6 protein-coding genes are annotated in these 6,769 nt (G+C 72.8%); all 6 read left to right on the top strand.

Annotated elements, in window-relative coordinates; translation table 11 throughout:
- Positions 1 to 686, top strand: a 686-nt coding sequence (locus VIR15_RS10505; protein WP_331927428.1) for a carbamoyltransferase C-terminal domain-containing protein, incomplete at its 5' end; no start/stop codon positions are given.
- Positions 683 to 2,218: an HAD-IIIA family hydrolase gene (locus VIR15_RS10500; RefSeq protein ID WP_331927427.1), complete on the top strand. Its 1,536-nt coding sequence runs from the start codon at positions 683 to 685 to the stop codon at positions 2,216 to 2,218. The genes VIR15_RS10505 and VIR15_RS10500, both read left to right, overlap by 4 nt.
- Before the next feature lie 22 nt (positions 2,219 to 2,240).
- Positions 2,241 to 3,299: a glycosyltransferase family 9 protein gene (locus VIR15_RS10495; protein ID WP_331927426.1), complete on the top strand. Its 1,059-nt coding sequence runs from the start codon at positions 2,241 to 2,243 to the stop codon at positions 3,297 to 3,299.
- Complete coding sequence (locus VIR15_RS10490; RefSeq protein ID WP_331927425.1) at positions 3,296 to 4,273, top strand: glycosyltransferase; 978 nt, start codon at positions 3,296 to 3,298, stop codon at positions 4,271 to 4,273. The genes VIR15_RS10495 and VIR15_RS10490 overlap by 4 nt, the downstream gene beginning before the upstream one ends.
- Positions 4,270 to 6,174 (top strand): glycosyltransferase, encoded by a 1,905-nt coding sequence (locus tag VIR15_RS10485; protein WP_331927424.1) that lies wholly within the window; start codon positions 4,270 to 4,272, stop codon positions 6,172 to 6,174. Before VIR15_RS10490 ends, VIR15_RS10485 begins: the two co-directional genes overlap by 4 nt.
- Positions 6,171 to 6,769, top strand: a 599-nt coding sequence (locus VIR15_RS10480; protein WP_331927423.1) for a PfkB family carbohydrate kinase, incomplete at its 3' end; no start/stop codon positions are given. The genes VIR15_RS10485 and VIR15_RS10480, both read left to right, overlap by 4 nt.

Raw genomic sequence — 6,769 nt, 5'->3', positions numbered from 1 at the left:
CCCGCGACAACGGCGGCCCGACACTCACCGAGCCCTTCACGACTGCGGCTCTCGGCCGTGGCTGGACCGATGACGAGCTGGCCGCAGCGCTGCGCACGGCCGCAGTGCCGTTCACGACTCCCGATGACCTGGCCGGTGAGGTCGCGGATCTCCTAGCCGCCAACGGGGTGATCGCGTGGTTTGACGGCCGGAGCGAGTTCGGGCCTCGGGCCCTGGGCCAGCGGTCCCTGCTCGCCCATCCGGGCCACGCCGAGAACCTCGAGCGGCTCAACGACGTCAAGGGTCGCGAGCAGTTCCGACCCGTCGCGCCCATGGTGCTCGTGGACCGGGCCGACGAGATCTTCCGCGAGGGGCCGATCCCGAGTCCCTACATGCTCTTCGTCCACCGCGTGGCTCCGGAGTGGGTCGACCGCATCCCGGCCGTCGTCCACGTCGACGGCACGGCTCGTATCCAGACGGTCGACGCGGCGACTCAGCCGCGACTGGCCGGGGTGATCCGCGACTTCGAGCACAGGACCGGCCTGCCCGTCGTCATCAACACGAGCCTGAACACCGCAGGACGTCCCATGGTGGACGCCCCGAGGGAAGCTCTCGAGCTCTTCGGATCGACGCCGGTGGACGCGCTCGTCCTCGGCCCACACCTCGTGCGGCGCGCCGCCCTCACTGCGCAGGGATCCTCGTCGTGACGGCAGGGGTCGGATTGGCTCGGCTGGCGACGGGATACACCGTCGTCATTCCCACCGTGGGGCGACCCACGCTGGCCGAGCTGCTCATCGGGTTGGCTCGTCAGGAGGGCTTCTCGGCAGCCGAGGTCATCGTGGTGGACGATCGTCCCGAACCCGCCCCGCCGATCGAGGTGCCCGACGAGGTCGCCGGCCGGCTCTCCGTGCGCATCGTGCCGGGGCTGGGCCGGGGTCCTGCAGCGGCCCGCAACCTCGGGGCACGCCTCGCCCGCACCGCGTGGATCGCCTTCCTCGACGACGACGTGGTCGTGCCGGAGGGCTGGGCGCTCGCGCTCCAGCGCGATCTCGACGGCGCCGGCGACCGGGTCGCCGGGGTGCAGGGACGGATTCGCGTGCCCCGGCCCGAAGGGCGCCGGACGACCGACTGGGAGCGCTCGACGGCCGGTCTCGAGGAGGCGGAGTGGGCCACCGCGGACATGGCGTACCGCGCGGCGGCGCTCGCAGCGGTCGACGGCTTCGACGAACGCTTCCCACGGGCCTACCGCGAGGACGCGGACCTCGCCCTGCGAGTTCGCGAGGCGGGCTGGGAGCTCCAGGTGGGGGAGCGGCACATCGTGCACCCCGTGCGGCCGGCCGATCCGTCGGTGAGCGTGCGCGTGCAGCGTGGCAACATCGACGACGCCCTGATGCGCCGTCTGCATGGGAGGGACTGGCGCCGTCGGGCGGGGACCGGTCGAGGCCGGCTGCCCTGGCACGTGGCGACGACGGTGGCGGCAGCGGCAGCGCTGGCCGGCCTGGGGATGCGCAGCACCCGAATGGGGGCCCTCGGCGCCGCCACGTGGGTGGGACTCACCGGCGACTTCATGCTGCGCCGCATCGCACCCGGACCAAGGACGCCCCGTGAGGTCGCCACGATGGCGTGGACGAGCGGCGTGATTCCCCCTCTCGCCGTGGTGCACCGGCTCACCGGTTGGTGGCGGCACCGCAACGCCGAGCCGTGGCCCCCTTCCGTCAAGGCGGTCCTCTTCGACCGGGACGGCACGATCGTGGAGGACGTCCCCTACAACGGCGACCCGGCTCACGTCCGGCCGATGACTGACGCTCGTCACTCGGTGGATCGCCTGCGCATCAAGGGAATTCGTGTCGCAGTCATCACCAACCAATCAGGCGTGGCGCGCGGCCTCATCAGCACGGACGACGTCCGCGCCGTCAACGAGCGGATCGACCAAGCGATCGGGCCGTTCGACGCATGGGAAGTGTGCCACCACGGGCCCGACGATGGTTGCGAGTGTCGAAAGCCACGGCCCGGACTCGTTCGCGCGGCGGCCCGGCGCCTGGGGGTCGACCCGACGAGGTGCGTCGTCATCGGCGACATCGGGGCGGACGTGCTGGCGGCGCGTGCGGCGGGGGCGACGGGGATCCTCGTGCCCACGCCCGTGACCAGGACAGAGGAGATCGAGTCGGCACCGTGGGTGGCGCAGACCCTGTCCGCCGCAGTCGACGTCGCTCTGGCGCGGGGGCGAACCCGTGCCTGAACCGCGTCGCTCCATTCTCGCCGTGCGCCTGGACAGCCTCGGGGACGTCCTCCTCATGGGACCGGCACTGCGCGCGCTGCGCACCGGAGCAAGCCGCCTCGACCTGCTCGTCTCGCCGGCCGGCGCGCCCGCGGCCGAGCTGCTCCCGGGCATCGACGACGTCATCACCTTCGACGCGCCCTGGGTCGGCTACGAACCGCCACCCGTCGACTCGCCAGGCGTGCTCGCGCTCGTCGAGCTGCTGAGGGAGCGCGGCTACGACGAGGCGGTCATCTTCACCTCGTTCCACCAGAGCCCGCTGCCCATGGCGCTGCTCGCCCGGCTGGCCGGCATCCGGCGCGTCGCTGGCACCAGTGAGGACTATGCCGGTTCCCTGCTCGACGTCCGGCATCGTCGTCTGGCCGACGGTGCACCGGACACCGGTGGACCAGAGGGCGGGCACGAGGTGCGGGCAGCGCTCGCACTTGCCCGTGCGGCCGGGCACGAGCTGCCGCGCGGTGACGACCTCCGCCTGCGCCTGCGACCCCTCGGTCAGCCCACAGGACTGGCGGCGTCGCTGCCGCAGAATTACGTGGTCGTCCACCCGACGGCATCGGTCTCCTCCCGCTCCATCCCCGACCCGCAGACCGCCGACCTGGTGGACGGGCTCCTCGCGGCCGGCTGGCACGTGGTCGTCACTGGAGCGTTCTCCGCCCCCGCCGACCCGCCGCCACGGGTCGGCTCGCTCGCGCCAGCCGACAGCAGGCCGGTCACTGATGCACGCGGGCGGACCAGCTTCGCAGAGCTCGCCCAGATCCTCGCCGGCGCCCAGTGTGTCGTCTCCGTCAACTCGGGCCCCGCCCACCTCGCTGCCGCCGTGGGCACGCCCGTGGTCAGCCTGTTCGCCCCGGTCGTGCCGGTGGAGCGGTGGGGCCCGTGGGGAGTCCCGGCCCGGGTCCTCGGCGACCAGTACGCCGGCTGCCGCGGTACGCGGGCCCGCGAGTGCCCGATCGACGGGCATCCTTGCCTCTCAGGCGTTTCCGGAGACGAGGTCGTCGACGCGGTGCGTGAGCTGGTGGGCTCAGAGGTGGTGGTCGCATGAGGATCCTCGCCTGGCACGTGCACGGCTCGTGGATGACGTCGTTCGTCTCGGGACGGCACGACTACGTCATCCCGCTGACACCGGATCGCGACGCCGACGGCCGCGGTAGAGCCCTGACGTGGGACTGGCCGGCGCGGGCCCGGGAGGTGAAGGTCGCCGACCTGCGGGACGAGCCGTTCGACGTCGCCGTCCTCCAGCGCCCACACGAGGCGGAGCTGCTCGAGCAGTGGACGGGCCTGCGGGCCGGTGTGGACGTACCTGCCGTCTACGTCGAGCACAACACTCCGACGGGAACTGCGGTGGGCACCCGGCACGCGGTGACGCGCGAGAGCCGGCTCAGCGGCATACCCCTTGTCCATGTCACGCATTTCAACGCGATGGCGTGGGACTGCGGCGACCACGAGGTCTTCGTCGTCGAGCACGGTATAGCCGACCCCGGCCACCGCTACACCGGCGAGGACGCGAGCCTCGCGGCGGTCGTCAACGAGCCGGTGCGTCGCTGGCGGGTCGCCGGCACGGACCTGCTGCTCCGGATGGCGCGGCTCGTCCCGGTGCGCGTCTACGGGATGCAGACCGACGCGCTGGTCGGCGTGGCCCGGGAACGCGGCGTGGACCTGGCCGGGCGGACCCACGACCTGAGCCAAGCGGAGCTGCACGCCGCGCTGGGCAGGCATCGGGCCTACTTCCACCCCTACCGGTGGACGAGTCTCGGGCTGGCCATGCTCGAGGCGATGGCCCTCGGCCTGCCGGTCCTCGCCCTGTCGACGACCGAGGCCCCCGAGGCGGTGCCACCCGAGGCCGGCGTCGTCTCGAATGACCTCGCTCGCCTGCAGGCCGCCGCTCAGGAGTGGCTCGATGACCCGAAAACCGCACGGCGGCACGGTGCAGCCGCCCGCGCCCACGTCCTCTCCCGCTATTCCCTCGATCGGTTCCTCGACAGCTGGGACCACGTCCTCAAGGAGGTGACCTCGTGAAGATCGCCCTCATCTCCGAGCACGCCAGCCCGCTGGCCGTCCTCGGTGGCGTTGACGCCGGAGGTCAGAACGTGCACGTCGACGCCCTCGCCCGGCACCTCGGGCTGCGTGGCCACGACGTCTGCGTCTACACGCGGCGGGACGATGAGTCCCTCGCCGAGCGGGTTCCCCTCGCGCCCGGAGTCACGGTGGTGCACGTCCCCGCGGGCCCGCCACGACCGGTGCCGAAGGATGAGCTGCTGCCCTTCATGCCGGAGTTCGGACGCTGGCTCGAGCAGGACTGGCGGGCCCAGGGCCCGCCCGACGTGGCCCACGCCCACTTCTGGATGTCCGGCCTGGCGACGGTCCAGGCCGCCCAGGCGGTCGGTGTCCCGGTCGCCCAGACCTTCCACGCCCTTGGGACGGTCAAACAGCGCCACCAGGGCGCGGACGACACCAGCCCGGCCGACCGGATCGACCTCGAGCGCCAGCTCGCCTGGCAGGTCGACCGGATCATCGCGACCTGCTCCGACGAGGTGGCGGAGCTCGGCGCCATGGGTGCTCCGGTGCACCGGGCGCGTGTCGTCCCGTGCGGCGTCGACACGGCGCTGTTCCGCCCCGGCCACCATCCCAACCACGCCCACGATGACGGTGCCCATGACGACGGGGGCGGCGGCGATGAGGACCGTCCGGCGCGTCTGCTCGTCGTCGGTCGACTCGTGCCCCGAAAGGGGTGCGACACGGTCATCAGGGCGCTCGCGGAGATCCCGGACGCCGAGCTCGCGATCGCCGGAGGCCCCGACGTGAGCCGCATTCAGGACGATCCGGAGGCACAGCGCCTGCTCGAGATCGCTCGCGAGGCAGGTGTCGCCGACCGCGTCCGCCTGCTCGGTGGAATCGCCCACGAGGACATGCCCCAGCACTACCGGTGGGCCGATGTCGTCCTCTCGACTCCGCGGTACGAGCCCTTCGGGATCACCCCGCTGGAGGCGGCGGCGTGTGGTCGGCCGCTCGTCGGGCATGCCGTGGGAGGGCTGCTCGACTCCGTCATCGACGGGCTGACCGGCCGCCTCGTCGAGCCGGGGGACCCGAGCGCGCTGGCGGAGGTGGTCCGCGAGCTGCTGGCCGACCCTGCGGCTCGGGCCCGGATCGGCGCCGAGGCTCGCCGCCGTGCACTCCAGCGCTTCGACTGGTCGATCGTGGCAGCGGCCACAGAGCAGATCCTCGTCGACGTGGCGCGGACCCCGCTGAACGGGAGCGCCCTCCCGGTGCCGCACGCATCGGAGCTTCCCGGGGACTGGGGCGACGTGGTGCTGGGCCACTCGTGGCTCGAGCGTCACGAGCGCGAGCTGAGGGACGGTCTCGTGGAGGTCGAGCACGCATGGCCGCTCGTCCAGTCGTGGGGCGAACAGCTCGCCCGGTCCCTTCCCGACGGCGGACGGGTGCTCGCGGCCGGCAACGGCGGCAGCGCGGCGGAGGCGCAGCACCTCACCGCTGAGCTGGTCGGCCGGTTCCTGGCAGAGCGGCGTCCTCTGTCGGCGATCTCCCTCCACGCTGAGTCGTCGAGCTTCACGGCGATCCTCAACGACTACGGGGGCGACGAGGTGTTCGCCCGACAGGTGGAGGCGCACGGCCGGCCGGGGGACATCGTCATCCTCCTGTCGACGAGCGGGACGAGCAGCAACGTGCTGCACGCGGCCAAGCGAGCCCACGACATCGGTCTCACGGTGTGGGCGCTGACGGGACCGGCTCCGAATCCGCTCGCCGCGATGGCGGACAGCGCCATCGCCGTACCGGCCGGGTCGACCGCCGCGATCCAGGAGGTCCACTTGGTGATCATCCACGCGCTCTGCGCGGCCATGGACAGCGTCCTCGCGGCCCGGTCCATGCTCGAGGGAGCGCCCCTACGGAGGACGTCGTGAGCCGGGGAAACCTCGTCGTCGTCGGCGATGCCCTCCTCGACCGGGAGGTCGTTGGCTCGACGACGCGGCTGTGTCCCGACGCGCCCGCGCCCGTCATCGACGTGGAGCGGGTCGACGAGGGGCCGGGCGGTGCCGGGCTCGCTGCCGTGTTGGCAGCGGAGGCAGACGTCGCGGTCACGCTCATCGCTCCTGTGGCGGATGACGCGGCGGGAGAGCAGGTTCGGGCAGGCCTGGCTGCGGCCGGAGTCGGTCTCGTCGCCCTCGGGCACGAGGGAGCGACCCGGACGAAGTGCCGGATCCGGATCGCCCATCAGGTCGTGGCCCGGCTCGACGAGGGGGGACCCGCCACGCCACGCGGGCCACTGCCGCGGCAGGCGCTGGAGGCGCTCGAGGCGGCCGACGGGATCCTGGTCTCCTGCTACGGCGCTGGGACCAGCAGCCTGGAGCCGCTGCGGCGGGCACTCGCTGCCCGGGCCGCACACGTGCCCGTCATCTGGGACCCGCATCCGCGCGGTGCGCCGCCCATCCCCGGCTGCGCGCTCGCGACGCCCAATACAGCGGAGGCGGCGGAGGCGGTGGCCGTCCGCGGCCGTTC

The sequence above is a fragment of the Intrasporangium sp. genome (assembly GCF_036566125.1).
In the GTDB taxonomy this organism is placed as follows: domain Bacteria; phylum Actinomycetota; class Actinomycetes; order Actinomycetales; family Dermatophilaceae; genus Intrasporangium.
The sequence above is the reverse complement of the archived record's forward strand: the minus strand, read 5'-3'. Positions and strand labels throughout refer to the sequence as shown.